Origin of the sequence: Chryseobacterium oryzae (genome assembly GCF_022811665.1) — a bacterium.
Lineage (GTDB): Bacteria > Bacteroidota > Bacteroidia > Flavobacteriales > Weeksellaceae > Chryseobacterium > Chryseobacterium oryzae.
Genome location: NZ_CP094529.1, coordinates 1209150 through 1234405, shown reverse-complemented (window position 1 = coordinate 1234405; position 25256 = coordinate 1209150). Strand labels below are relative to the sequence as shown.

The window sequence follows — 25256 nt, the reverse complement described above, 5'->3', positions numbered from 1 at the left end:
AACAAAAAACTCCATTTAGCAATGGAGTTTTTGTTTTATCATTTGTAAAAAAAGAAAATTATTTTTTTCTTCTTTCCAGTTCTTTTTTAATTAAGCCTAATTCTCTTCCGGTTTGTCCGGCAACAGATGTATTTTCTCTGGCTCTTCTTGTAAGATAAGGTACAACATCTTTTACAGGTCCGTAAGGAAGATATTTAGCTACATTATACCCTTTATCTGCCAAATAGAAAGTAATGTTATCACTCATGCCGTAAAGCTGCCCGAAATAAAGGTTTTCATGATTGTGCGGTAATCCTTTAGCATTTATTTTATCCATAATAAGCTCCGAAGAAATCTCATTGTGAGTACCAAAAAATGCAGAAACTTTATCGAGATGATTCATAACAAAATCGATCCCTGAGTTGTAATTTTTATCTGATGCTTCTTTCGTTGGCTGAATTGGGTCTGCATATCCTTTCTCCACAGCTCTGGCTCTCTCTTTTTCCATATACGCACCACGAACAATTTTATAACCAATGAAGTAGTTTCGTTCTTGGGCTCTGTTAAGATGTTGCTCCATATATTCTAAACGACCGGTTCTGTACATCTGTATGGTGTTCCATACAATTGGTTTTTCTTGGTTGTACTTCTCCATCATTTCTTCACAAAGCTGATCTGCTGCATCCTGCATCCAGGTTTCTTCAGCATCTACCATCACTTTTTTGTTGTTTTCGTGGCAAAGCTGGCAAACTTCATCAAATCTTTTCACCACTCTCGACCATTCTTCTTTCTGGCTTAAAGTTAGTTCTGAACCATTTCCCACCGCTTCATAAAGGTCTATTCTTCCAAATGCAGTTGGTTTAAAAACAATAAAAGGTATTGCAGGATTTCCTACAGAAAATCTCACAATATCTTTAATCTCTTTGCAGACTGCATCAAAAGTTTCTTCGTCTTCTTTTCCTTCAATAGAATAATCGAAAATACTTCCTACTCCTCTTTTAAAAAGCTGTTTAACAACTTTCATACTTTCTTCACGGGTTTCTCCTCCCACAAACTGCTCGAAGAGTGTATTTTTAACAATTCCGGTAACAAAAGGAAAATTATTATGAACCGTAAAATTAAGTACAGAAGTACCAATATTGGTTAAAGCAGGCTGTTCAATCATTTTAAACATCCAATACGCTTTTCTTAACTGTGCATCTGTTTTATCAGCAAAAGCAACTTGAGTATCGTTAAAAATGGGCATTCTTTTTATGTAAAAATTATTATTGCAAATGTAAGAATAACCACCTCTTTATTAAAGCTTTTTCTTTACAATTTACCCTGAATTCCTGTAAGAAGCATCGCAACAATTCCTACCAAAATCCAAAATCTTAATATATTGAGAACTAAAACTTTAATCTGTCTGGAAGAATTAATTAACAGGTAAATACACATAATGATAACAAACAATCCCAATACAAAATAGTAAGACATGTAACCGGAAATGCCTGTTTTATTAATAAGTTTCATTGAAACTGCCATAATCACGGTTAAAATGGAAATAACAATCGTATTGGTTGTTTTGGAACTGAAATAATTAGGAATGGTGACATATCCGAATGTTTTATCTACAGTTTTTGTCAGCATATCTTTTACAATATCAATACATAACAGAATTAAAAAAAGAAAAATAGCCATGAGAAAAACTTTTTTAGAAAAAGTTTCATAATAAACCATCATTCCAAAAAAAGGATATAATGTAAGGCTTACAAAAGTAAGATTATTGATGATAAGAATACGGCTCAATTTGTGGCTGTAAAACCACATAAAAAACTGATATACAATAAAGAATACCAAAACTCTGTGCGAGATGAAAGCAGCAACACCGAGAGAAATAAGTGTTAATACTAAATAAGCATACAGAAAATATTTCTGCTTTATGAAACTCTGAATTCTGCTTCTGAAAGGTTTAGCAATATGATCTTTTTCTACATCATAAAACTGGTTGATGATTCCGCCTGCAAGAATGGATAGTACGGTACAAAATATAATGCCGTGAACTTTGAAGTCAAAAACGAAATTTCTGAAAGTTTCATCCTGATTGAATAAAAAATATGTAGAAACATACAGTGCAAAAGTAAGCAAAATGGCAACAAAAAAACGGGCACCTAGAAGAAATCCAAAAAACTGTGAGATTCTGTAAAGCAGAGATTTAGACATAAAATCTTTATCCCGGATGTTTTCTTTTTCAGAATTCATTTTCTGAAAATTTTAGAATCTGTAAATCACTTCTTTTTGGAAACCTTCAAGCATTTTTTCTGCTTTTTCGTAATCTTTAGTAAATCCTAGAATATATCCTCCGCCTCCGCTACCGCAAAGTTTCAGATAGTATGCATTAGAATCCAGTCCTTTTTTCCAGATATTGAAAATACTTTCGGGAATCATCGGGCGAAAATGTTCGTAAGCCCAGTGAGAAAGCTTTTTAAGGTTTCTAAAGAATGGGTTCATATCTTTTTTGAGGAAAGAATCTATACACGCATTATTATAGCGTATAAATTCTTCTTTCAGCGTTTTACGGAAACCTTCTGTTTTCATTTTTTCAAAGAAAATCTGAATCATCGGACCTGTTTCACCCGTAATACCGGAATCAATAAGAAAAATTGCTCCTTTACCTTCTTCGCCTTTTGGAATGGCTACTTTATCTAAATTTTCTTTGTTTTCGATAAGAATCGGTAGATTCATATAGCAGATCAAAGGATCCATTCCCGAGCTTTTACCGTGGAAATAGCTTTCCATTTCTCCAAAAACGGCTTTAATATTTTTAAGATCGTCTTTAGAAATACTTTCCGGGCTATATTTTTGAAAGGAATATTTTTCAAAAATAGCGGCTACCAGTGCTCCCGAACTTCCTACACCATACCCTTGTGGAATATTAGAATCAAAAAAAAGTCTGTGAGAAATATCTTCTTTAAAACGGTTAACATCAAGCTTAAACTTTTCAGGAAGATTCAGTTTTTCAAGGAAATTAGCATATTTAATGAGGTGCTCATTAGATTTTTTCTCAAATTCAGAATCAGAATTTTCGTCTGAAAACTTTAAAGTTCCTTTATAAAAACTATACGGCACTACAAGACCTTGTGAATCTTCTATCATTCCGTACTCTCCGAAAAGGATAATTTTAGCGTAAAATAAAGGGTTCGTCATTATGTGTTAAAACGTTTATGCAAAGTTAAGCTATTCTGCTCAAACTTTAACAAATTTTAAGCCATTTATAACGTATCTCTGTGCTGTCTTTTAGGTACATTCAGAAAACGGATCAAAATGAGACCAATAAAGAAGAATATCGCCATAGAAAAAGCCGCAAATCTCATTCCTGAAGCTGAAGGTAAGACAATATTAATCTTGGCAAAAATATTAATTAATGCGTCATACTTATCTATAAACAATGCAAACACGAAAGTTCCAACTATAATCGCAAGTTTTTCTAGAACATCATAAAAGCTGAAAAAAGTAGTATTTTCCATAGAATCTTCCGGTAAAAGCTTAGAATAAGTAGATCTGGACATTGCCTGAAGACCACCCATCACCAATCCTACAACGGCCGCAACACCATAAAACTGATATTCTACTGTAGGATTTTCTTTGTTCAGGAAGAATGCCCAAATACAAGCAACAATCCATAGAATGACTGCAATAGAAATTACGTTTTTATTTCCGACTCTTTTGGAAAGTCTTGAGAAAATTACAGCTCCTATAATAGCTTCAATCTGAATAATCAGCAAAGTACCAATAAGTTTATCCTGAGCCAGATTAATCTCACTTTTACCAAAAAGGGTTGCCATTAAGAAAATAGTCTGCATCCCAACACTGTAAAAGAAAAAGCTGGATAAGAAAAATTTCAGATTTCTGTCTTTAAAAAGACCTTTTCCAACCCTGAAAAGCTCTCTAAAGCTTTCTTTGGCAATATCTTTGTAAAAACTGATATTATCTTTCAAAACTTCGAAAAAGCCACCTTGTTCTTCATGTTTTTTGAAGATATTTTTGTAATTCAGAAGTACTAAATCCTTTGGAAGTTTTTCTTTAACATCCCCAAACTGAGGCAAATGCTTGAATGTATATTGAGAGAATCCAAACCACCAAGCTCCCGTAAGTAAAAATGTAATTCTTGTAAATATAAGTTTCTGCTCTTCTCCTTTTGCCAAAACCATAATTAAAACCAAACAAAGCACCACAAGAACTACAGAACCAATATATCCGTAAACATATCCTTTTGCGGACAAAGCATCCTGCTTATCTCTTGTTGCAATATCGGGTAGAAAAGAGTTATAAAAAACCAAACTTCCCCAAAACCCAACACTCGCGGTTATACTGAAAAGCAGTCCTAAAAAAACATTATGCATCCCTGTAAACATCGCCAATCCCATACAAGAAGTCGCTCCCAGATAACAGAAAAACTGAAGAAAAGATTTCTTGTTTCCAATCGTATCTGCCAATGAAGATAAAAATGGTGAAAGAAGCACCACGATTAGAAAAGAAATTGTTAAAGAATAACCATAAACTGCATCCGGTTGATATTCTTTCCCTAAAATATGAATCATGTGTCTTACAGGAACATCAATCCACCTTCCACTTTCCTGCACAAACTCTTTCTTTTCGTACGCTGTGGTAATTATGGAATAATATATCGGAAATATGGTAGAAGTAATCACCAATGAATAAACCGAGTTTGCCCAGTCGTAAACTGCCCAGGCTTTCATAATTTTTGGGTTATTCTTTATATTTTGAGTCGGTTGAATTTCTTTTTCAGACATTATCTAAAGGAATTAGTTTCACAAAAATAGAAAAACCGCTGAACATTCAGGAGTTTTTATTTTTTTTAGCATCAATTTTATTAATTTGTTAAAGCGAAAAGGATTTATATATAAAGAAACACGTTAATTAACAAATCATTTGGAGCAAAATTGAAGTACAAAAAATCCGGAAACTATTGCTTCCGGATTCCAAAGATTTATTTAAAAACAATAATTAAATATTTTCAATAACAATAGCAGAAGCTCCACCGCCGCCGTTACAGATTGCAGCTGCACCGTATTTACCGTTATTTTGCTTTAAAACATTGATTAAAGTAACAATAATTCTGGATCCAGAACTTCCAAGCGGATGTCCTAAAGCCACTGCTCCACCATTCACATTAACTTTGGACGCATCTAAACCTAAAATTTTATTATTCGCCAAACCAACTACTGAAAAAGCTTCGTTAAATTCAAAAAAATCAATATCCGAAACTTCCAGACCCGCTTTTTTAAGAGCAATAGGAAGTGCTTTTGCAGGAGCTGTTGTAAAGTTTTCCGGTTCCTGGGCTGCATCGGCATAAGAAACAATTTTAGCTAAAGGTTTTAAACCCAATTCTTCCATTTTTTCCTTAGATACCAAAATTAATGCAGAAGCACCGTCATTTAATGTAGATGCATTTGCTGCTGTTACTGTTCCGTCTTCTTTTTTGAACACCGTTGGAAGCGTTGGCAATCTGTCGAAATTTACCGCTTTATATTCTTCATCTTCAGCAAAAACAATTGGCTCACCTTTTCTCTGAGGAATGGATACCGGCACTATTTCTTCAGCAAATTTCCCTTCGCTCCACGCTTTTGCAGCTCTTTTATAAGATTCTATGGCAAAATTGTCCTGATCTTCTCTTGTGAAATGATAGTCTGTTGCACATTTTTCTGCACAAACACCCATATGAACTTTATTATAAACATCTGTAAGCCCGTCTAGAACCATTCCGTCCTGCATTTTTACATCACCTAATTTCGTGGCAACTCTTGCATTGTAATAATGAGGAACCATAGACATATTTTCCATACCTCCGGCAACAATAACATCCATATCGCCTGCTTTGATGGATTGTGCTGCCATCATAACAGCTTTCATTCCTGAAGCACAAACTTTATTGATGGTAGTGGAAGGCGTTTCGTTAGAAAGCCCTGCACCCAAAGCTACCTGTCTTGCAGGAGCCTGCCCTTCACCTGCCTGAAGAACATTTCCCATATAGATTTCCTGTACGTTTTTAGGATCAAGATTTATTTTATCTAATGCTCCCTTTACCACTGTAGCTCCCAGTTTTGTTGCCGGAACTGTTGATAAACTTCCCATGAAACTTCCCATTGGAGTTCTTACTGCGGAAACAATGAATACTTCTTTCATGTGTAGATTTTTATATTGTATTAATTTAAATTATTTTTTGAAGCTTTAGAAAAGAAAAGCAAGATGAAAGCTCCTGCAAATTCAGCAAACCATCCCCATTTCAATTTTACGGTTGAAGCCAAAGTTTCTGTCCAAGATTTGAATGGTAAAAAACTGAAATAACTGAATGCCTGATATTTAGTAGCCAAAATAGTAAAAGTAAAAAGAACAATCAGTAAAACAGCACTTGTTTTAACCAATTTCTGAATCCCGTTTACGATGCCCAATAATGCCAATCCGCTAAAAATCCAGCAGGCAATAGCCAGATAATGATCTACTTTCCAGTAGTTCCAGTTTCCTATTACCGGAACATGCACCAAAGGAAGAAAACTTCCTATGATTACCAAAACCAATCCTAAAAGCTGAATATTTTTCATAAGTCTTAAAATGCCAAAGTACAAAAAAAAACATACTTTTTGTAAGTATGTTTTAAAATCATTTATTTAATAATGATAATACTTATTAAATAAAAAAAAAGGTAAATAATTATCAATTATTTAATATTTAATTAATTTTTAGAAATATTTAAAAATTAACATACAATAATTCTAAACCAATCTGAATACCATATTTATTACTTAATTGGGCATTATCATTAAAAGCTGCCGTAAAATCTTTTTTAATAAATACATTAAGAGCACCATATCCTACAGACAATTTTCCTCCAAAAAGAAAATTATTTGCCGAGCCGTTAATATTTTCTCTGTTTGCAGAACGGTTGCCATTAAAATTTTCAAATTGTACAATACTTTGGCTAAGATAACGCAGACCTCCATAAACTCCAGCAGTAAGTCTGAAATTACCTTTAGAATTGTCCAGCATTTTTTCTCCATTTTCCACTGTATATTTCGGGTTCATTACGAAAACAAAATCCACCGGGACAATAACATAATTATTGGAAATTGATGAACCTCTAAGAGTTCCTAAAGAAAAATCACTTAACGAGATTTGGCTTCCTGTTTGTGTAATCACTTTAGAATCGGCAAGTCTGTAACCATCGCTTCTCCCTCCTAAACCAATCCTGTAGAATATCGGAGAAGTGAGGCTTCCTAACTGATTGGTGTAACGGACTTCAAACGTTAATGAAGTAGATTTACCAAAAAGAACATCTGAATCTTTATTAAAAAGTGCCATTGAGCCTGCAGATTTTGTAAGATTGGTGAAACCCAATGAAAAATTGATATCAACGCTCTCCAAAAGCTCTTTTTTAGTTTTTTTTGGATCTCTGAAACTAAGTAAGGCATTGTTTTGAGAAAATTTTAATTCTTCAAAAATGCTGCTTTTCCCCATCACAGAATTTTTCACAAGTTCTTTTGTAGCGGCTTCGAGAGTGTTTTTTTGTTCTTCAACTTTACCATTAATAATATCTTCATATTTTTGGGCAATTTCCGAACGGCGGCTTTGCTTTTCTTCCGAAGAAATTTTATTCTCTTTAAAGTTTTTTTCAAGCGCATCCAGTTCAATATTCATTTTCCCCTTTTCGGAAACAATAATACTGTCAATTTTTTTAGAATAATTTCTGATCTGAACATCTGTGTATTTTTTATCCTGCGAGTGCCCATAGCAAAATGCAAATAAAGCAGCAATTAAAGTAAGTTTGGTTTTCATGTTTGTTAAATTTAATTGTTTATTTTTTTGAAGAAATGATTTTTGGATTTGAATTTTCAGGCAGTGAAGTTCTTCTGTTCGGAAAATCCAAACAGTAATATCCTATAAAAATCATCTGAATTATTTATTATTTAAAGAATCCGAATACACCGTAATACCAAAAATTTTTAAAGAATTTGGACCCTTAATTTTACTCATATCAATAACGCCAAATCTACGCTGATCGTTGGAGTTTTCTTCCCTGGTTTTATCCAGTTCTCTACCCAAAAGAAGATCATCTGCAGTAATGTAGCTTACTTTTTTGTTTTCTGCTACTGAACTTTTAGGAATTACAATCTCATTTTTTACTTCTGCAATCAGCTTATTATCAATAACATTATTATCTTGAGAATGAAAATTAATGTTATTATTTATTACAATTTCAGAGCTTTTTTTACTTTCTGTATAAGGAAAATTATCTTTTATTTTTATTTGATTTTCAGAAGGCGAATGATTAACAACTCTTTTTTCTGTGGAAGATTCCACCGTTATTATATTTGATTTTTGTTCTGTCTTTTTTGAATTATCAACAATATTTTTAACTTCAGAAGCTGGTGAAGAATGTTCCTGTAAGACATAAAATATTCCACTCACCGAAATCAGAAAAACAATTACGGCAGCGTACTTCCACCATTTAAACAAAGGTTTCTGAACCGTTTCAGACTCTTTTTCCAATGCACCTTCAATTTGATTCCAAAGATTGGCAGAAGGCTTTATTTCGAGGCTTTCGTACTCAGTTTTTAATTGTTTCAGTATTTTTTTTTCCATTTTCTTTTGTTTTTAGATAATCTGCAATCCATTTTTTGGCTTTGCTCAGTTGGCTCTTGCTTGTGCCTTCGGAAATATTGAGAATTTCTGCAATTTCCTGATGTTTTTTGTCTTCAAATACATACAAATTAAAAATCAGGCGATAACCAATTGGCATCTGAGAAAAAATTTCTTCAATATTGATTTCATTAAAAAAATGATTATCCTGATCTTCCAAAACATCCTCTGCAACTTCCAAATCTGCATACATGATGTTTTTATTTTTCCTGACGAAACTTATAGAATCATTCACAACAATTTTCCTTAGCCAAAAAGGAAAACTTTTCCAATCCCGACAGTCACCAATCTTTTGAAAGCATTTTAGAAAAGCATTCATGAGTACATCTTCAGCATCATGAATGTTGCTAGTATAAGAATTTGCAACCGCCAGCATTTTAGCAGAAAACATTTCGTAAAGTGCTTTCTGGCCATTGCGATCCTGTTTTTTGGCAAGTTTGAAATTCTCTTCTAAATGTTTCATTAACTAGTTTCTATATATAAGACCGTTTTATTTCAAAATGGTTGCCTGAAAATATAAAAAAAATGCACTTTTCAGAAAAAAGTGCATTGTAATTTATTAAAAATCAAACAATAAAATATTAATGTTTTATATCTTTTAATTCATTAGGATTATGCTTATGTTTAAAAACAATGGCAAAAGCAATGGTAATTATCAGTGCATAACCAGCAAAAATATACCAAGATGTCTTCCATCCCTCCAGTTGAAGTAAAGGATCAGTTTGCGAAAAAACATAGTGATTAACGACTTCTTGAGCTCCAAGCATACCGATAGTAGCTCCAAAACCGTTAGTCATCATCATAAAAACGCCCTGTGCACTAGATCTAATGCTTTTATCTGTTTCTTTATCTACAAATAAAGATCCCGAAACATTAAAGAAGTCGAATGCGATCCCATATACAATCATCGACAAAACGAACATCCAAACTCCTCCACCAGGATTTCCCAAACCAAATAATCCGAATCTTAGGAACCATGCGAACATTGCCATCAACATTACTTTTTTAATCCCATATCTTTTCAGAAAAAACGGAATCAGTAAAATACAAAGCGTTTCTGAAACCTGCGATAATGAAATTAATGCATTGGCATTGTTGGATCCCCATGTATTTGAAAATTCCGGGATTTCTTTGAAGCTTGTAATGAAAGGATTGGCATAACCATTGGTAATTTGTAGCGAAACTCCCAAAAACATAGAGAAAATAAAGAAGATTGCCATCTTTTTCTCTTTGAAGAGCGCAAAAGCTTTCAACCCTAAAGCATCCGAAAGGGTACGTTTTTCTGTACTTTGATTAACCTCACATTTCGGTAAAGTAAATGAATAAATAAACAGCAATATTCCTAAAACACCTGAAACAAAAAACTGACTATAACTGTTTTGGAAACTCGGAAAACCTGTCGCATTTGAAAAATTAAACTGGAAAATTCCATCTTTAATTCCTGCAAAATTCACAAAAAGCATTGCACAGATAAAACCTACCGTTCCTAAAGTTCGAATGGGCGGAAATGCTTTAATCGTATCAAAATTATTATTCACCAAAACGGTATAGGCTACAGAATTAGAAAGTGCAATGGTCGGCATGTAAAAAGTGACACTTAAGCTGTAAAGAAGAAAAAGCCTTGAAAATTCTACATGTTCCCCTGCCGTCATTCCGTAATATCCTGCCCATATTAAGAATATCGCTGCAAGAAAATGGGAAATTCCCAAAAGTTTCTGTGCCTGAATCCATCGGTCTGCAATAATCCCCATAATGGCAGGCATAAAAATGGAAACAATACCCTGCATGGCATAAAACAGTCCGATTTTGGAACCCAATCCTACCGAACCTAAGTAATTACCCATGGAAGTAAGATAAGCTCCCCAAACCCCAAACTGTAAAAAGCTCAGGATAATTAATCGTAATTTTAAATTCATTTTTATTTTAGTAATAATCCTTTAATCTATTTTCTTTTTGCGCCTTTTTATTTCTTCCTGAATTTCCAGAGCAGTGTCGAAATCCTCTTCTCTTACTGCATCATCTAGTAATTTTTGGAGTTCATCCATAGAAACCGACTGCAGCCCTTCTTCAGACGATACTGTTTCAGAAAAATTTTCGTCTTCTTTAGCTACTTCTTCCAGTTCAAGAAGAATTCCTGCTTCATTGAGAACCTGTTGGGTAGTAAAAATAGGTGCATCAAACCGAACTGCCATTGCAACAGCATCCGAAGTTCGGGCATCCAGAATAAGCTCTTCCTGAGTTTCTGAATTCTTAAAGTTGATATTTGAGAAAAAAACACCGTCTACAATCTGATAAATAATGACCGAAATCAACCGATAATTAGCAGAAACAATGAATTTTGAAAATAAATCATGCGTAAGCGGACGTGGCGGATGAATATCCTTTTCTAAGCCTAAAGAGATGGATTGGGCTTCAAAATTACCAATAACCACCGGTAATTTTATATGAGATTCTTCATGTTCCAATAGCAATGCGTAAGCTCCAGATTGCGTCTGGCTATACGATATTCCGCGTATGATGAGCTGTTTATAATCCATGACTACAAATATAAATTAATTTTTTATTGTAGGTTTTACTTTTTAGACAAAAATAAAAGCCCGGAAGCCGAGCTTTTATTGATGAATTAAGATGTAAAGTGATGAACTTTATTAACAAGTTGAATTAAAAAAGACAACAAATTAAAAAGATCAACAATTTATCAATCTATTTATCCTTTTAATGCTTTAATTTTCTCAGTAAGTGCAGGAACAATCTGGAAAGCATCTCCAACAACTCCATAATCTGCAGACTTGAAGAAAGGAGCTTCTGGATCACTGTTGATTACTACAATAGTTTTGGATGAGTTTACACCCGCCAAATGCTGAATAGCACCAGAAATACCAATGGCAATATACAAATTAGGTGCGATGGCTTTACCCGTTTGTCCTACATGTTCTGTGTGAGGTCTCCAACCGATATCTGAAACCGGTTTAGAACAAGCTGTTGCAGCACCAAGAACATTAGCAAGATCTTCTACCATTCCCCAGTTTTCAGGGCCTTTTAGCCCTCTTCCTGCAGAAACTACAATTTCCGCTTCTTTTAAATCTAATTTCCCTGAACTTTGCTCGTGAGAAATTACTTTGGTATCTTCATTAGAAACAGAAAGATTTTTTACTTCTTCAGACCCAGAAACTGCATTTTCTTTTACACCGAAAGCATTTTGAGAAACAGTTAAAATAACGCCTGTTCCATCAGCTTTGGCATGCATAAATCCTTTTCCTGAAAAAGCTTTTCTCTTCACCTGCAATGGAGACTGGCTTTCGGGAGCTTCCAAAACATTCGTAATTAAAGAATAGTTCTTCATTACCGCCAACATTGGTGCTACTGAAGAAGCATCGGTAGTGTGAGGGAAAACAATAATATTTCCGTCTGCCACTTCACTTACCGCCTGTGCGTAAGCTTTTGCCGAGAAATTTTTAAGACCTTCGTCTTTTATGTTGATTACTTTTGATGCTCCATATTTGTATAATAAATCTGAAGAATCTGTAGGATTTACAGAAATTGCCGTAACGGTATCTCCCGTTTGGTCTGCTACTGCTTTTGCGTAAGAAACTGCTTCAAAAGCTGCTTTTTTGTAAACTCCGTTTATGTTTTCTGCGTATACGAATACTGCCATTTTTTTTAAATTAAAAGATTAAAAAATTTAATGATTAAAAGATTAGAATGGATTTAGAAATCGAATTAAACGTCCTATTTCTGACCTCCAGCTCCAGCTTTTAGATTACTTTAGCTTCTTCGTGAAGCAATCTTACCAATTCATCAAGGTTATCCGGGGAAACCATTTTAACGGCAGCTCTTGGAGGAACTGAATCGTAAGAAACACCCTGAACTTTTACTTCCGCAGAAACAGGTTCTACTACCTGCAACGGTTTTGTTCTTGCAGACATAATCCCTCTCATATTAGGAATAATAAGATCTTTTTCATCTACCAAACCTTTCTGACCTGCAAAAACAGCCGGTAATTTCACCGAAATAGTTTCTTTACCTCCTTCAATCTCTCTTACAGCAGTTGCTTCGGCACCATTTACTTCAAGACCAACAGAAGCATTCACAAAAGGCTGATTCAATAGCTGTGCAACCATTCCTGGAACAGAACCTCCATTATAATCAATAGATTCTTTACCACAAAGTATTAAATCGTAACCTCCATTTTGAGCAACTGAAGCAATTTCTTTAGCTGTTGAGAAACTGTCTTTAGGATCTAAATTTACTCGTACTGCATCGTTTGCTCCAATAGCCAGAGCTTTTCTTATCACAGGTTCTGTAGTTGCGTCTCCAACATTGATAACGGTTACCGTAGCACCTTGAGATTCCTGCAATTTTACCGCTTTTGTTAAAGCAAATTCATCCAAAGGATTAATTACCCACTGAATACCATTTTTGTCGAATGCAGATTTATCTGCAGTAAAGTTGATTTTTGAAGTAGTATCCGGAACACTACTGATACAAACTAATATTTTCATATTCTGTTTTGATTATTTATTTTTCCTGCTTAATATTCATTAAAAAACTGCATTGCAATTTTTGTCTGTTACGTTTGTAAATATAAATAAAAAATATATTATGCATGCATAACAGTTATATATTTATTATTCAACGCATTATAAGTTATTAAGATTGAGGTTTTGTTGCTCTAAATTCAATCTTACTCGGTAAAACTCTGGGATTCATTTTCAAAATATCTAAAACAAGATTGCCCATATCTTCAGGCTGAATTTTCCAAGAATCCTTTTCGGACGGGATATGACCATTAAAATGAGTCGCCACCGAACCCGGCATTATAACTGTCGATTTAATATTATATTTTCTCAAATCGATCATCGCAGCCTGAGTAAAGCCAACCACCCCGAATTTTGAAGCATTGTAACCGGTTCCGTTTTCAAAAAAATTGGCTCCAGCCAAACTGGAAATAGTAATATAATACCCTTCCGTTTTCTTTAATTCTTCAACTGAAGCTTTTAACGTATAAAAAACTCCGGTAAGATTGGTATCTATCATATCATTCCATTCTTCTGCGGAAAGCTGATCTACAGGCTTAAATATTCCTAACCCGGCATTGGCAATCACATAATCTAATCTCCCAAACTTTTGCTTGACAGATTCTATCGCAGCATTTTCACTTTCCAGATTTTTTACATTGGAAACAATACCCAAAACATTTTGCGAGATTTGTTTTAAATTATATTCAGCTTTTTCTACATCCTCTTTTTTTCTTCCCGAAAATGCTACCATAATGCCATTTTTCAATAAAACTTCAGCAATTCCCAAACCGATACCTTTTGTTCCACCAGTAATGTATGCTACTTTATTTTGAATCATTTTTTTTAATTTTAATTCTCTAAAATAAAAAAATCGCTCCAAAAGAAGCGATTTTTTGTACTGAAAATAATCAGTTATTATTTCTTGATAAATTTCTCTGTAGAGATACCCTCTTTAGTTTCAACATTAATTAAATAAGCTCCAGCAGAAAGATTTCTTACATCTACTTTATCACCATCTAATTTAACATCTACTTTTCTACCCGTCATGTCTACAACAGAAACTGCATTGATTTTAGAATCTGTTTTGATGTTTAGGATGTCTGAAGTTGGGTTAGGGAAAATTGATAGCAAAATTTTTCCTGGCAATGCCTCTTTTATATCATTTACAGATAATAACGTATTATTTGAAAACTGAACATCCCAATTATCCAATCCTGCTTCATTTGTTACTGTATTACCAGTAGATGTATTATTTCTAATAACTGAAATTGAAGCGGTAGATCCAGATACCGTAGTAGCAGTATAATTAGTGCCACTAATGGTAACACTCCCACCTGAATATGTACTAACTAATGCATTATTTATAAAATACGAATGAACACCTGTCGTTTTATTATATCGATGTTCCACATTAACCCAAGTATTGGCAGGAAACACTTGTGCAGGCGTAAAACTTATAGCAACAGTACCTGAAGTAGGTGTAGGCGTTGTAGCAACATTAACATTAGCTTCACCTATGATGCTTTTAGTACTATAATCATATTTAATACCTCCGATATAACCTGTTGTTGTACCATAAAGAGTACCAAAAACACTTAACCCTATACTACCAGCTCCAGTTGCTGCTCCAGTATATATTTTACCTCTTGATACAATAATATTATTTGTAGTTGTCGCAGTGGTAGCTGAAAAATCTATAAATGCTAATCTATTATTAGTGTTAGCTCCTGTAGAAGGAGGAGCGCCCGCTCCTGAAGTCAGCTTAAAAGATTTACCATTTGCTGCATCAATGTTAAAAATTTGATAATCTGCTACTGCCCCTCCAGAGATATAAATATTTCCTTGTCCAGCAGTTGTTCCTGTAGGATCACTACTAACATTTCCTAGATTCAATGTTTCAAAATTTTGATTAACCAAAATCTGTGCTTGCCCAAACATCATCATTGTTGCCGAGGTCAACAATAAAGAAGATAGAATTTTTTTCATAATAATTAAATTTAAGTTTTATATGGTAAATATAGAAAAAAACTTCACATATAAAGGATATTTTTTTTATTAAAATTAAAAAATCCTCAAGAAAAAATTCATGAGGACTAATATTTAACAAATTAATTCACTTTTTACTTCGAATAATTTTCAAAAAACAATGGTATACTTTCAATGCCTTTATAGAAATTAAACAAACCGTAATGCTCGTTTGGAGAATGTATCGCATCAGAATCTAAACCAAAGCCCATTAATACAGATTTCGCCCCTAAAACCTGCTCAAACATAGCGGTAATAGGTATGCTTCCTCCACCTCTGTAAGGTAAAACCTCTTTTCCAAAAGCTGTTTCCATGGCTGTTTTTGCAGCCAAAAACTCTTTAGTATCCGTAGGTAAAACATAAGGCATTCCTCCGTGGTGCGGTGTTACTTTTACTTTTACATTAGAAGGAGCAATTTTCTCGAAATATCGGGTAAACTTTTCTGTAATTTCTTCCGGTGTCTGATAAGGTACCAAACGCATAGATATTTTAGCAAAAGCTTTAGAAGGAATAACTGTTTTTGCACCTTCACCTGTATATCCGCCCCAAATTCCGTTGCAGTCTAATGTAGGGCGAATAGAAGTTCTCTCTAAAGTAGTGTAGCCTTTTTCTCCTTCCACGTCATTTAATCCTATTGATTTTTTAAACTCTTCAGGATTATCTTTCAGTTTATTCATTTCTGCTCTTTCTTTATCCGAAACAGTTTCTACATTGTCATAAAAACCATCAACGGTGATATGTCCGTCATCATCAATTAATTTAGCAATCATTCTGGAAAGAACATGAATTGGATTAGGAACTGCACCTCCATACAACCCGGAGTGCAAATCTCTGTTCGGTCCCTCCACTTCAACTTCCACATAGCTTAAACCTCTTAAACCTGTGGTTACTGTAGGCTGCTCATTGCTGTAAATATGCGTATCTGAAATTAAAATACAGTCGCAAGAAAGTTTCTCTTTATTCTCTTCTACCCACGTTCCTAAACTTACAGAACCCACTTCTTCCTCACCTTCTAAAATAAACTTTACGTTACAAGGCAAAGAATTTGTTTTCATCATCGCTTCAAAAGCTTTAATCTGCATAAAAAATTGGCCTTTATCATCTGCCGCTCCTCTTGCAAATATGGCTCCGTCTGGATGTAGCTCAGTTTTTTCAATATAAGGTTCGAAAGGAGGTTTTTTCCATAATTCTAAAGGATCTGCAGGCTGCACATCATAATGACCGTATACCAAAACAGTAGGAAGCTTATCATCAATCAGTTTTTCGCCATACACGATAGGATACCCCGCAGTTTTGCATATTTCTACTTGGTCTGCTCCTGCATTTTTAAGGTGAGAAGCTACTACATCGGCACATTTCAGAACATCTTCCTTATATGCAGGATCTGCTGAAATTGAAGGTATTCTTAGTAATTCAAACAATTCATCCACGAAACGGTTTTTATTTTCGTTGATGTATTTTAAAGTTTCTTGCATTGTAAAAATTTATTTTGTTAAAAATAAAAAAAATGCCCTGCGTAGACAAGACATTTATATTTTCATTTAATATGATAATTATTTTGTAAATCTTACAGCCATTTTTCTGTCTGAAGCTCTTTCTGCATCAGAAGCTTTTGCATCTACTTTTGCAAACTGGCTTCCGTAACCGTCTACAGAAACAATTTGTGCACTAACACCCAATTTAGAAAGCTCAGATTTAATAAACTCTGCTCTTGCTTTGGAAAGCTGAACATTCTTAGCTTCATCACCAGTTTTGTCTGTATATCCTCCGATTTTAACTTTAGCTTCAGGGAAGGCTTTCAAAATTTTGGCTAAATTATCTAACTGCTCCTGAGAACCTGCTTCCAGTTGATTAGAAGAACCCATTTTAAAGTTCACATTATCAAAATTATACCACACATTCTTTAGCCCGTCTTCTGTAGCTGTTTCATATTGACCGGATTTAAGATATTTTATCATATTATCTTCCATTCCGTTGGCAAAACCTTTTAAAGCAACTCCATTCAAATCAATTGAAACCTGCGCTTTTTTTTCAGCATGTTCAGTACCATGACCTTCAGTACCATGAGATTCGCCCCCACCTTGTACATCATCAGAATATCTTTCTGCACCTTCTTCCATTTTGATGATATTTTTATTTCCTCCAGCCTGAATTTTTTTACAGCTTACCGCTACAGTTGCAAGAGCTAAACACAGCACTAATTTTTTCATATGTAGATTTTTTTAAAATAATCGGTCGGAATATTTTAATTCCTAAATTTTATATTGCCCAAAAATAAGAAATATTGCATTTTTCGGCAACATTTTTATACTGATTTTAATATTATTTTACCTTTTTTGGATTGCGTAAAAATAAGATAGCGATTTCCGCCATCTTTAAGCTGATATTTTTTCTTAATATCTTCAGGTTTCAACGGATAATTTTTAGATATTATATTAAACTGTTCTTTTTTCTTAATATGTTTAGAATCAATAACTTCAACTTCTAAAACTCTTCCGGGAAAGTCTTTAATTTTGGTCTCTGATGTATATAAATGAGTATTAGGATGTAATTTTTTGATTTTAAAATCTTCTGAGATCACATTAAATACTCCTGCTTTTAAAATGGAATTATTCGGAATATACAGAAATTTTTCCGGTTCAGAATATTCTGCTACGGTATCTTTTTCCTTGCTTAAATGAAAATTAAATACAGGTTCTTCTGATTCGAGATTGATACAGTTACACCAAATTTCGCCTGAAAAATCACGTTTCTGGTAAATCACCACTTCCTTTACATCATTTTTCACCGCAATAATATCAATTTTGGCTACATTTTTTAAGGCAGAAACAAGATATTTAAGATCAATCAGCGGAGAAAGCTTAATCACAATCTCATTTGAAATGGAAAGCAGTTTATCCTGAATTTCGATAATGTTGGGTGAAAGATCTTCAAGCAAAAAAACTTTATTCTTATTATGATCTCTTCGGGCAGGATCTAAATAAATTGTATCGAAATTTTCTTTATTTTCATTAAGAAAATCCTCTAAATGCTGATTAATAAATGTTCCTTTCTTCCCTAAAACAGCCCAATTGTGCTTTACGATTTCCAAAAGTTCGGTATTTTGTTCCACCAGAGTAACTTCTTCAAAGTTTTCGGATAAATAATAGGCATCAATCCCGAAACCGCTTGTTAAATCAACCAGTTTTTTGCCTTTAATCTTAGCAGATTTATATTTTGCAGTAAGTTCAGAAGAAGACTGTTCTATATTGATTTGCGGCGGAAAAACAACTCCTTCTTTCAATAAAAAAGGAAATTTTTTCTGTGCCACCTGTTTCCCTTTAATCTGCTGTACCAATTCCTGCATAGAAACTTCGGGAAACGGCGATTTTTTTAATAATAAAGAATGCAAATCTTTGGTAAGATTTGCATGGATATATTGCTGAATTTCTTCCTGTAAAATAACCTTATTCATACATTTCAGCCCAGCGAACGGCTTTTATTTCTTCTTTTTGGTATAATTCTTCCGCAGATTTTTTAATCTCCAATTTAGGATACAGATTCACCCCAATCAGCTTTATTTTTCCTTCTTCTACCCATTTTTGCTCTTCCAATGCATGATTAAAAATGTCTTCCTGAATTTTTCCTTCTTTCAAAAGGTCTAAATAGCCTCCTTTTTCTTCAATTTCGACAAAATATTTCCAGGATTTTTCGGCAATCTGTTTTGTGATATCTTCAATGTAATAACTTCCGTTAGAAGCGTCTTCAAATACATTAATGATGCTTTCATAGGCTAATACAATCTGCTGTTTGAAAGAAATTTCCTGAGAATTTTCTGTGGAACGATTAAGCAGATAATCATTGCTATATACTGCATCTGCACCACCAATCATTGCCGAAGCCAGTTCCAGCGTAGAACGGATAAGATTATTTTCGCTGTCTGAAACAGATTTATTTCTTAATGACGTTTCTGCAAAAATGTAAGGAACTTCATCCAGATCAAACTCTTTAGAAAACTCATTAAAAACAAGTTTAAAAGCACGGATTTTAGCCATTTCAAAGAAATAATTTCCTCCTACAGCCAATCTGAAAAGCAATTTTCTTAAAATTTCAGAACCGTAAACTTCAGTAAGTTCTTTGGTCTTTGCCAAAGCAATCCCCAACTGCTGAACGATAGAAGCTCCAGCATTCTGATGCAAAGAAACATCTATACAGATATTTCGAGTAAAATCTTTAGCCAATAATTCTTTAACCAGCTGATCGTTTATTTCTGCATTTTTTTCATCAAAAACATCAATTAAAGAAAAATATTGATCTTCTTCCTGCGGACTGATGTGTTCTGCTAAGTCTTTATTATTGATAAAAACCGTTTTACCCGTTAAATTTTCAACATTTTCGTTGAGTAAAAATGCAAAAACATCGTCTTCCAGACTTTCGTGATAATCTGCCACCAAATGGGTACTTTCTTCCACTTTAGGAAAATTGGGTAACTGTTTTTCCATAGAATTGTAAAAAGGTTTCACCTCAATTCCTTCAAGATTATCTTTTTTCAGAATGGTATAAATATCTTCTGTTTTAAGCTGTTTTTTAACTAAATTTTCCCAGTTGGTAAATGTATCGTTGGACATATTCTGATGAGTATTGGGGTAATTTTGAAAACTATTTTTTTGCCACTTTAGAGCTGTCGGCAACAAGAATGAAAATTTCTTCGTTAGGTTTTTTCATAAAATAATTTTCTCGTGCATATTTTTCTTTTTCAGATTTGTTGTTCATGAGTTTTTTGTAGAATTTATCATTCTTTTCGTACTCAGATTTGTAATACTGAAGCTGCTCTTGGTATTTATCTATTTCTCCATTCAGCTCGTGGATTACCAAAAAAGAAGTTTTATCAAAGAAAATCATCCATACTAGAAACAGAACAATGGTAATGACATATTTGTTCAGAATATAATTCTGAATAAACCTGAAAGTTTCAGATTTAGGCTTTATGTCCTTAATAAGTTCTTTTTCTGGCATATTTTAGTTTTTTCTGAGTGAATTTTTTATAACAGTGGTTAAAAAATCAATAGCAACAGAGTTTTGTCTCATGTTCGGAATAATTAAATCGGCTTCATTTTTAGAAGGCTCAATAAATTCCTGATGCATTGGTTTTAAGGTAGTTTGATAACGGTGTAAAACTTCATTCAAATCTCTCCCTCTTTCCTGCGTATCTCTACGGATTCTACGAATTAGTCTCTCATCCGAATCTGCATGAACAAACACTTTCAGATCAAACTCTTTAAGGAGCTCCGGATTGGTTAAAACCAAAATTCCCTCAACTACCAGAACATTTTTAGGTTCTACAGTTACATGATCTCCGGTTCTTCCGTGTGTTACAAAGCTGTAAATAGGTTGTTCTATAGATTCGTTATTTTTTAACGCTTTTACGTGACTGATGAGTAAATCAAAATCTATAGATTTGGGATGATCGTAGTTTAAAGCTTCTCTTTCTGCTAACGTTAAATTATGATTATCATGGTAATAATTGTCCTGAGAAAGAATATTCATCCCTTCAATGTCAAGCTGCTGAATAATCTTGTCAACAACCGTAGTTTTGCCTGAGCCTGTACCTCCGGCAATTCCTATTACAAGCATTTTTTGTGTTCGTTTTTATTTTTACAAATATAGTATTTTATTTAGAAGATAGAAATGAGAAGCTTAAAGATAGCCGTATTTTCCTCTAAAACCGAATTAATGCAAAATGCAGAACAAAAAAACTCCGACGATTTGCCGGAGTTTTTTCTATACAATTTCGCTTGTTAAACTTCTCGAAATAAGTTTTTCGTGCATCGGTTTCAAAAGATCCATTGAGCCTGTTTTCACAGTACATTTTCCTTTGTAATGAACCAACATGGTACATTGCTCAGCCTGCATGGGTTCGTGATTACAAATTTGTATAAGAGCTTCAATAACTTCATCGAAGGTATGGATATCGTCATTATAAAGCACTAATTTGTATATTTCATCGGTTTCATCCAAGACTAAAACCTCTTCCTCGTACTCTCTTTTGGGATTTTCGTAATCTTTTATCGAATTATTAAAAAACATTATTAAATTTCAATTTTGTCTATTAATTCATCTACAATACTGGGTTCAATGTATTCCAACTCAACCATTTCAACACTTTTATTATTCATTTTCAGTATTTTGAAATGATAACCATCCAAATCGAACTCCTGATTTTCTTCCGGAATTTCTTCCAATTCGTGAAGAATAAATCCTGCCAAAGTATTATATTCACTTTCCTCCGAAAGAGGAAGTTTTTTAGGCAAAGACTCATTAATTTCGTCTAAAGGCTGTGTTGCCTTTACCCAAAACGTATTTTCTCCTACTTTATCTACCAGTTTTTCTTCATCATCTTCCTCATCCTGAATTTCACCCACCAATTCTTCAAGAATATCTTCCAAGGTAATAATTCCTTCAGTACCACCAAATTCGTCTATTACAATTGCCAAATGCTGCTTTTTCTGTTGAAAAATCTTCAATAAATCTGAAATTTTCTTGCTTCCAACCACAAAAAACGAATCACGCATCAACTCTCTTAAATCATCATGGCTTAAAACTCCTTTTCGTTTTACATATTCTCTGATAATTTCTTTGGTGTAAAGGATACCAATAATATTATCTATAGAATTTTCGTAAACCGGAATACGGGAATAACCGCTGTCCATAATTTCATTAATAATTGAATTAACATCATCACTGAAATTAATGGAAGTAATATTCTGTCTAGGAACCATAATTTGCTTCGCCGAATGATCGGTAAAATCGAAAGCATTTTTAATGATTTCGTAGTTCTCCTCTTCAATTTCTCCGCTATCTGCTGATTGTTTCACCAAAAGCTGAAGTTCTTCTGTAGAGTGGATATCTCCTTCTGTAGCCGGAGGTATTTTAATTAATCGTAAAAAACCATTAGACATTGAATTCATCAACCAAATAAACGGTTTGAAAACCATATAAAAAATGCGTAAAGGCATGGCAATGAACATCGTTGTCGGTTCCGATTTCCTTATCGCTATAGATTTTGGTATTAATTCCCCAAAAACAATATGCATTACGGTAACGATTAGAAAACTAAGCACTAAAGCAATCGTATTAGAATATTGTGCTAAAGATTCTATATTAAAATAATTAAGAAATCCCTGAACCATATGATGCATAGCACTTTCTCCAACAAAACCTAAGGCAAGAGAAGCTAAAGTAATTCCTAACTGAGTTGCAGAAAGATATGCATCCAAATGCTTTATAATATGCTCAGCTTGCTTTGCCATAGAGTTTCCTTCGGCAGCTTTAAGCTGAATTTGTGAATAACGTACTTTAACAATTGAGAATTCTGCGGCTACGAAAAAGCCATTTAATAATACTAGAAACAAGGCTAACAAAAGCCTGACTATGTCCGAGTCCATTTAGAAGTTTATAATTTATTTTACAAAGATATACAAAATAATAATAACAAAAAAAGCACCGAAAGTATCGGTGCTTAATATTTTTACGAAATTGGATTAAGAATTTTTCAGTGCTTCTGCTCCTGAAACAATTTCTAAAATCTCATTGGTAATGGCAGCCTGTCTTGCTTTATTATAGAAAATAACCAAATCATTCTTCAAAGCCTGAGCATTATCGGTAGCTTTATGCATAGCTGTCATTCTCGCTCCGTGTTCCGATGCTACAGAATCTAAAACTGCTTTAAAAACCTGAGTTTTAATAGACTTAGGAATTAGATTATCCAAAATCTCACTTCTGTTAGGTTCAAAGATATAATCTGTTTCTACCAAATTTTCTTCAGTTTCAGGCATAGAAATAGGAAGCAGTTGTTCTGTGGTAACTTCCTGAGTAGCTGCATTGATGAATTTATTGTAAATTAAATAAACTTCATCAAATTTACCTTCCTTAAAACTGGACATTACTCCTTCAGTAATGTTAGAAATTCTATCGAAACTTAAATTATCGTAAACAGAGCTTTCGTTAGAATAAACAGAACGTCCTTTTCTTACAGCATCGTACACCTTTTTACCAATGGTAAGAACTTCAATATCATACTGAGCATTATCCTGAAACTGATTGTTGAGTTCTTTTACCACAGAAGAGTTGAAAGCACCCGCTAAACCTCTATTAGAAGTTATCGCAATAAAAAGTACTTTTTTTACATCTCTTTTCTGAGCAAAAACAGAAACCTGATCAGGATCTGAACTAGAGTTTACATTCTGGATAATCTCCTGAAGTTTTTCAGAATAAGGTCTCAACATTACAATAGCATCCTGCGCTTTCTTAAGTTTCGCTGCCGAAACCATTTTCATCGCACGGGTAATTTGCATCGTAGATGATATTGAACTGATTCTTCCTCGTATTTCTTTTAAGTTTGCCATTTTGTAGGTTCAATGTTTATAGTTCAAGGTTTAAAGCCCATTTTAGAACTTTAAACCTCAAACATTGAATTTTTTAGTTATACTTAGCAGCTATATCATTAGCAGCTTGCTTAAGAACACCGGTAATATCGTTATCTATTTTTCCGGCTTTAATTGCAGCCATAGTTTCAGGATGCTTAGATCTTAAGAACTCTATATATTCCAATTGGAATTCTTTTACTTTTCTGATAGGTACGTTTCTCATTAAGTTCTCAGTACCTGCGTAAATCATTGCAACTTGGCTGTCTACAGGAAGTGGAGAGTTTACCGGTTGCTTTAATAATTCTACGTTTCTTTCCCCTTTAGAGATTACCGCTAAAGTAGAAGCATCAAGGTCTGAACCAAATTTTGCAAACGCTTCCAATTCTTTATATTGTGCCTGGTCTAATTTTAGTGTACCAGAAACTTTTTTCATTGATTTGATCTGAGCATTACCTCCTACCCTTGATACAGAGATACCTACGTTGATTGCAGGACGAACCCCAGAGTTGAATAAATCTGACTCCAAGAAAATCTGTCCATCTGTAATAGAGATTACGTTGGTAGGAATATACGCAGAAACGTCACCTGCCTGAGTTTCGATAATTGGAAGTGCTGTTAATGAACCACCACCTTTTACGATTGGTTTCAAAGATTCAGGTAAATCGTTCATCTGGCTTGCAATAGTATCATCAGCGATTACTTTTGCTGCTCTTTCCAATAATCTTGAGTGAAGATAGAAAACGTCTCCAGGATAAGCTTCACGACCCGGTGGTCTTCTTAATAATAAAGACAACTCACGGTAAGCAACTGCCTGTTTAGACAAGTCATCATAAACAATAAGAGCAGGTCTTCCGGTGTCTCTAAAATATTCTCCGATAGATGCTCCTGCCATTGCAGAATACACCTGCATCGGAACAGGATCTGAAGCATTAGCAGCAACAATTACTGTATATGCCAAAGCTCCTTTATCTGATAAAGTTTTTACAATCTGAGCTACTGTAGACGCTTTTTGCCCAATAGCAACATAGATACAGTAAACTGGCTGACCAGCATCATAGAACTCTTTCTGATTAATAATTGTATCAATCGCAACAGTAGTTTTACCTGTCTGTCTGTCACCAATGATAAGCTCTCTTTGCCCTCTTCCTACAGGAATCATCGAGTCAATAGCTACGATACCTGACTGTAAAGGTTCAGTTACCGGTTGTCTATAGATAACTCCCGGAGCTTTTCTTTCCAACGGCATTTCATATAAATCCCCAGTAATAGGACCTTTACCATCGATTGGATTTCCTAGAGTATCTACTACTCTTCCCAACATCCCTTCTCCTACTTTAATTGAAGAAATTCTGTTTGTTCTTCTTACGGTGTCTCCTTCTTTTACCAATTTACTTTCCCCAAGCAAAGCAACACCAACGTTGTCTTCTTCAAGGTTTAGTACGATACCTTCTACATCACTAGAAAATTTCACCAACTCACCGTATTGTACGTTTTCTAACCCGTATACACGAGCAATACCATCACCGATGGTTAAAACTGTACCTACTTCCTCTACATTAGATTGAGTATCGAAGTTGGCCAATTGCTGTTTTAAGATCGCAGATACTTCTGCCGGATTTATTTCTGCCAT

25 protein-coding genes are annotated in these 25256 nt (G+C 34.1%); all 25 read right to left on the bottom strand.

Annotation, left to right across the window (positions count from 1 at the left end):
- Positions 1–58: 58 nt before the first annotated feature.
- Positions 59–1225, bottom strand: coding sequence for a proline dehydrogenase family protein (locus MTP08_RS05695; RefSeq protein ID WP_243577432.1), 1167 nt, complete (start codon positions 1223–1225; stop codon positions 59–61).
- A gap of 65 nt (positions 1226–1290) precedes the next feature.
- A complete protein-coding gene (locus MTP08_RS05690; protein WP_243577431.1) occupies positions 1291–2220 on the bottom strand; it encodes a UbiA family prenyltransferase in 930 nt (309 codons plus the stop codon).
- Between the two features lie 12 nt (positions 2221–2232).
- Positions 2233–3165, bottom strand: a complete 933-nt coding sequence (locus MTP08_RS05685; RefSeq protein ID WP_243577430.1) for a mevalonate kinase family protein — start codon at positions 3163–3165, stop codon at positions 2233–2235.
- 65 nt (positions 3166–3230) lie between these two features.
- Complete coding sequence (locus tag MTP08_RS05680) at positions 3231–4772, bottom strand: MFS transporter (protein WP_243577429.1); 1542 nt, start codon at positions 4770–4772, stop codon at positions 3231–3233.
- A gap of 214 nt (positions 4773–4986) precedes the next feature.
- Positions 4987–6165, bottom strand: coding sequence for an acetyl-CoA C-acyltransferase (locus tag MTP08_RS05675; protein WP_243577427.1), 1179 nt, complete (start codon positions 6163–6165; stop codon positions 4987–4989).
- A 20-nt stretch (positions 6166–6185) separates the two neighbouring features.
- Positions 6186–6581 (bottom strand): hypothetical protein, encoded by a 396-nt coding sequence (locus tag MTP08_RS05670; protein ID WP_209390050.1) that lies wholly within the window; start codon positions 6579–6581, stop codon positions 6186–6188.
- A gap of 148 nt (positions 6582–6729) precedes the next feature.
- Complete coding sequence (locus tag MTP08_RS05665) at positions 6730–7812, bottom strand: hypothetical protein (protein WP_243577426.1); 1083 nt, start codon at positions 7810–7812, stop codon at positions 6730–6732.
- Positions 7813–7932: 120 nt separating this feature from the next.
- Complete coding sequence (locus tag MTP08_RS05660; protein WP_243577425.1) at positions 7933–8619, bottom strand: hypothetical protein; 687 nt, start codon at positions 8617–8619, stop codon at positions 7933–7935.
- Positions 8585–9139: an RNA polymerase sigma factor gene (locus MTP08_RS05655; protein WP_243577423.1), complete on the bottom strand. Its 555-nt coding sequence runs from the start codon at positions 9137–9139 to the stop codon at positions 8585–8587. Before MTP08_RS05655 ends, MTP08_RS05660 begins: the two co-directional genes overlap by 35 nt.
- A gap of 118 nt (positions 9140–9257) precedes the next feature.
- Positions 9258–10592: an MFS transporter gene (locus MTP08_RS05650; RefSeq protein ID WP_243577421.1), complete on the bottom strand. Its 1335-nt coding sequence runs from the start codon at positions 10590–10592 to the stop codon at positions 9258–9260.
- Between the two features lie 21 nt (positions 10593–10613).
- The gene (locus MTP08_RS05645; protein ID WP_209390045.1) at positions 10614–11213 is read right to left on the bottom strand and encodes a bifunctional nuclease family protein; all 600 of its coding nucleotides are present in this window, start codon (positions 11211–11213) and stop codon (positions 10614–10616) included.
- Between the two features lie 170 nt (positions 11214–11383).
- Positions 11384–12331 (bottom strand): electron transfer flavoprotein subunit alpha/FixB family protein, encoded by a 948-nt coding sequence (locus tag MTP08_RS05640; protein WP_243577420.1) that lies wholly within the window; start codon positions 12329–12331, stop codon positions 11384–11386.
- A 100-nt stretch (positions 12332–12431) separates the two neighbouring features.
- A complete protein-coding gene (locus MTP08_RS05635) occupies positions 12432–13178 on the bottom strand; it encodes an electron transfer flavoprotein subunit beta/FixA family protein (RefSeq protein WP_243577419.1) in 747 nt (248 codons plus the stop codon).
- A 148-nt stretch (positions 13179–13326) separates the two neighbouring features.
- Complete coding sequence (locus MTP08_RS05630) at positions 13327–14034, bottom strand: SDR family oxidoreductase (protein ID WP_243577418.1); 708 nt, start codon at positions 14032–14034, stop codon at positions 13327–13329.
- 77 nt (positions 14035–14111) lie between these two features.
- Positions 14112–15158, bottom strand: a complete 1047-nt coding sequence (locus tag MTP08_RS05625) for a T9SS type A sorting domain-containing protein (RefSeq protein ID WP_243577417.1) — start codon at positions 15156–15158, stop codon at positions 14112–14114.
- A gap of 158 nt (positions 15159–15316) precedes the next feature.
- Entirely contained in the window at positions 15317–16696 is a 1380-nt protein-coding gene (locus MTP08_RS05620; protein ID WP_243577416.1) for a dipeptidase, read from the bottom strand.
- A gap of 78 nt (positions 16697–16774) precedes the next feature.
- The gene (locus MTP08_RS05615) at positions 16775–17431 is read right to left on the bottom strand and encodes an OmpA family protein (RefSeq protein ID WP_243577414.1); all 657 of its coding nucleotides are present in this window, start codon (positions 17429–17431) and stop codon (positions 16775–16777) included.
- 95 nt (positions 17432–17526) lie between these two features.
- Positions 17527–18675, bottom strand: coding sequence for a class I SAM-dependent methyltransferase (locus tag MTP08_RS05610; protein ID WP_243577412.1), 1149 nt, complete (start codon positions 18673–18675; stop codon positions 17527–17529).
- Entirely contained in the window at positions 18668–19828 is a 1161-nt protein-coding gene (locus tag MTP08_RS05605; protein ID WP_243577411.1) for a methylmalonyl-CoA mutase family protein, read from the bottom strand. The genes MTP08_RS05610 and MTP08_RS05605 overlap by 8 nt, the downstream gene beginning before the upstream one ends.
- A gap of 31 nt (positions 19829–19859) precedes the next feature.
- On the bottom strand, positions 19860–20216 hold the full coding sequence (locus tag MTP08_RS05600) for an FtsB family cell division protein (protein WP_209390036.1): 357 nt from the start codon (positions 20214–20216) through the stop codon (positions 19860–19862).
- Between the two features lie 3 nt (positions 20217–20219).
- Positions 20220–20834, bottom strand: a complete 615-nt coding sequence (udk, locus tag MTP08_RS05595) for a uridine kinase (RefSeq protein ID WP_209390035.1) — start codon at positions 20832–20834, stop codon at positions 20220–20222.
- 147 nt (positions 20835–20981) lie between these two features.
- Entirely contained in the window at positions 20982–21287 is a 306-nt protein-coding gene (locus MTP08_RS05590; protein ID WP_209390034.1) for an ATP-dependent Clp protease adaptor ClpS, read from the bottom strand.
- Positions 21288–21289: 2 nt separating this feature from the next.
- Positions 21290–22645, bottom strand: coding sequence for a hemolysin family protein (locus MTP08_RS05585; RefSeq protein WP_209390033.1), 1356 nt, complete (start codon positions 22643–22645; stop codon positions 21290–21292).
- Between the two features lie 96 nt (positions 22646–22741).
- The gene (gene atpG, locus MTP08_RS05580) at positions 22742–23605 is read right to left on the bottom strand and encodes an ATP synthase F1 subunit gamma (RefSeq protein ID WP_243577410.1); all 864 of its coding nucleotides are present in this window, start codon (positions 23603–23605) and stop codon (positions 22742–22744) included.
- Between the two features lie 73 nt (positions 23606–23678).
- Positions 23679–25256, bottom strand: a complete 1578-nt coding sequence (atpA, locus tag MTP08_RS05575) for a F0F1 ATP synthase subunit alpha (RefSeq protein ID WP_209390031.1) — start codon at positions 25254–25256, stop codon at positions 23679–23681.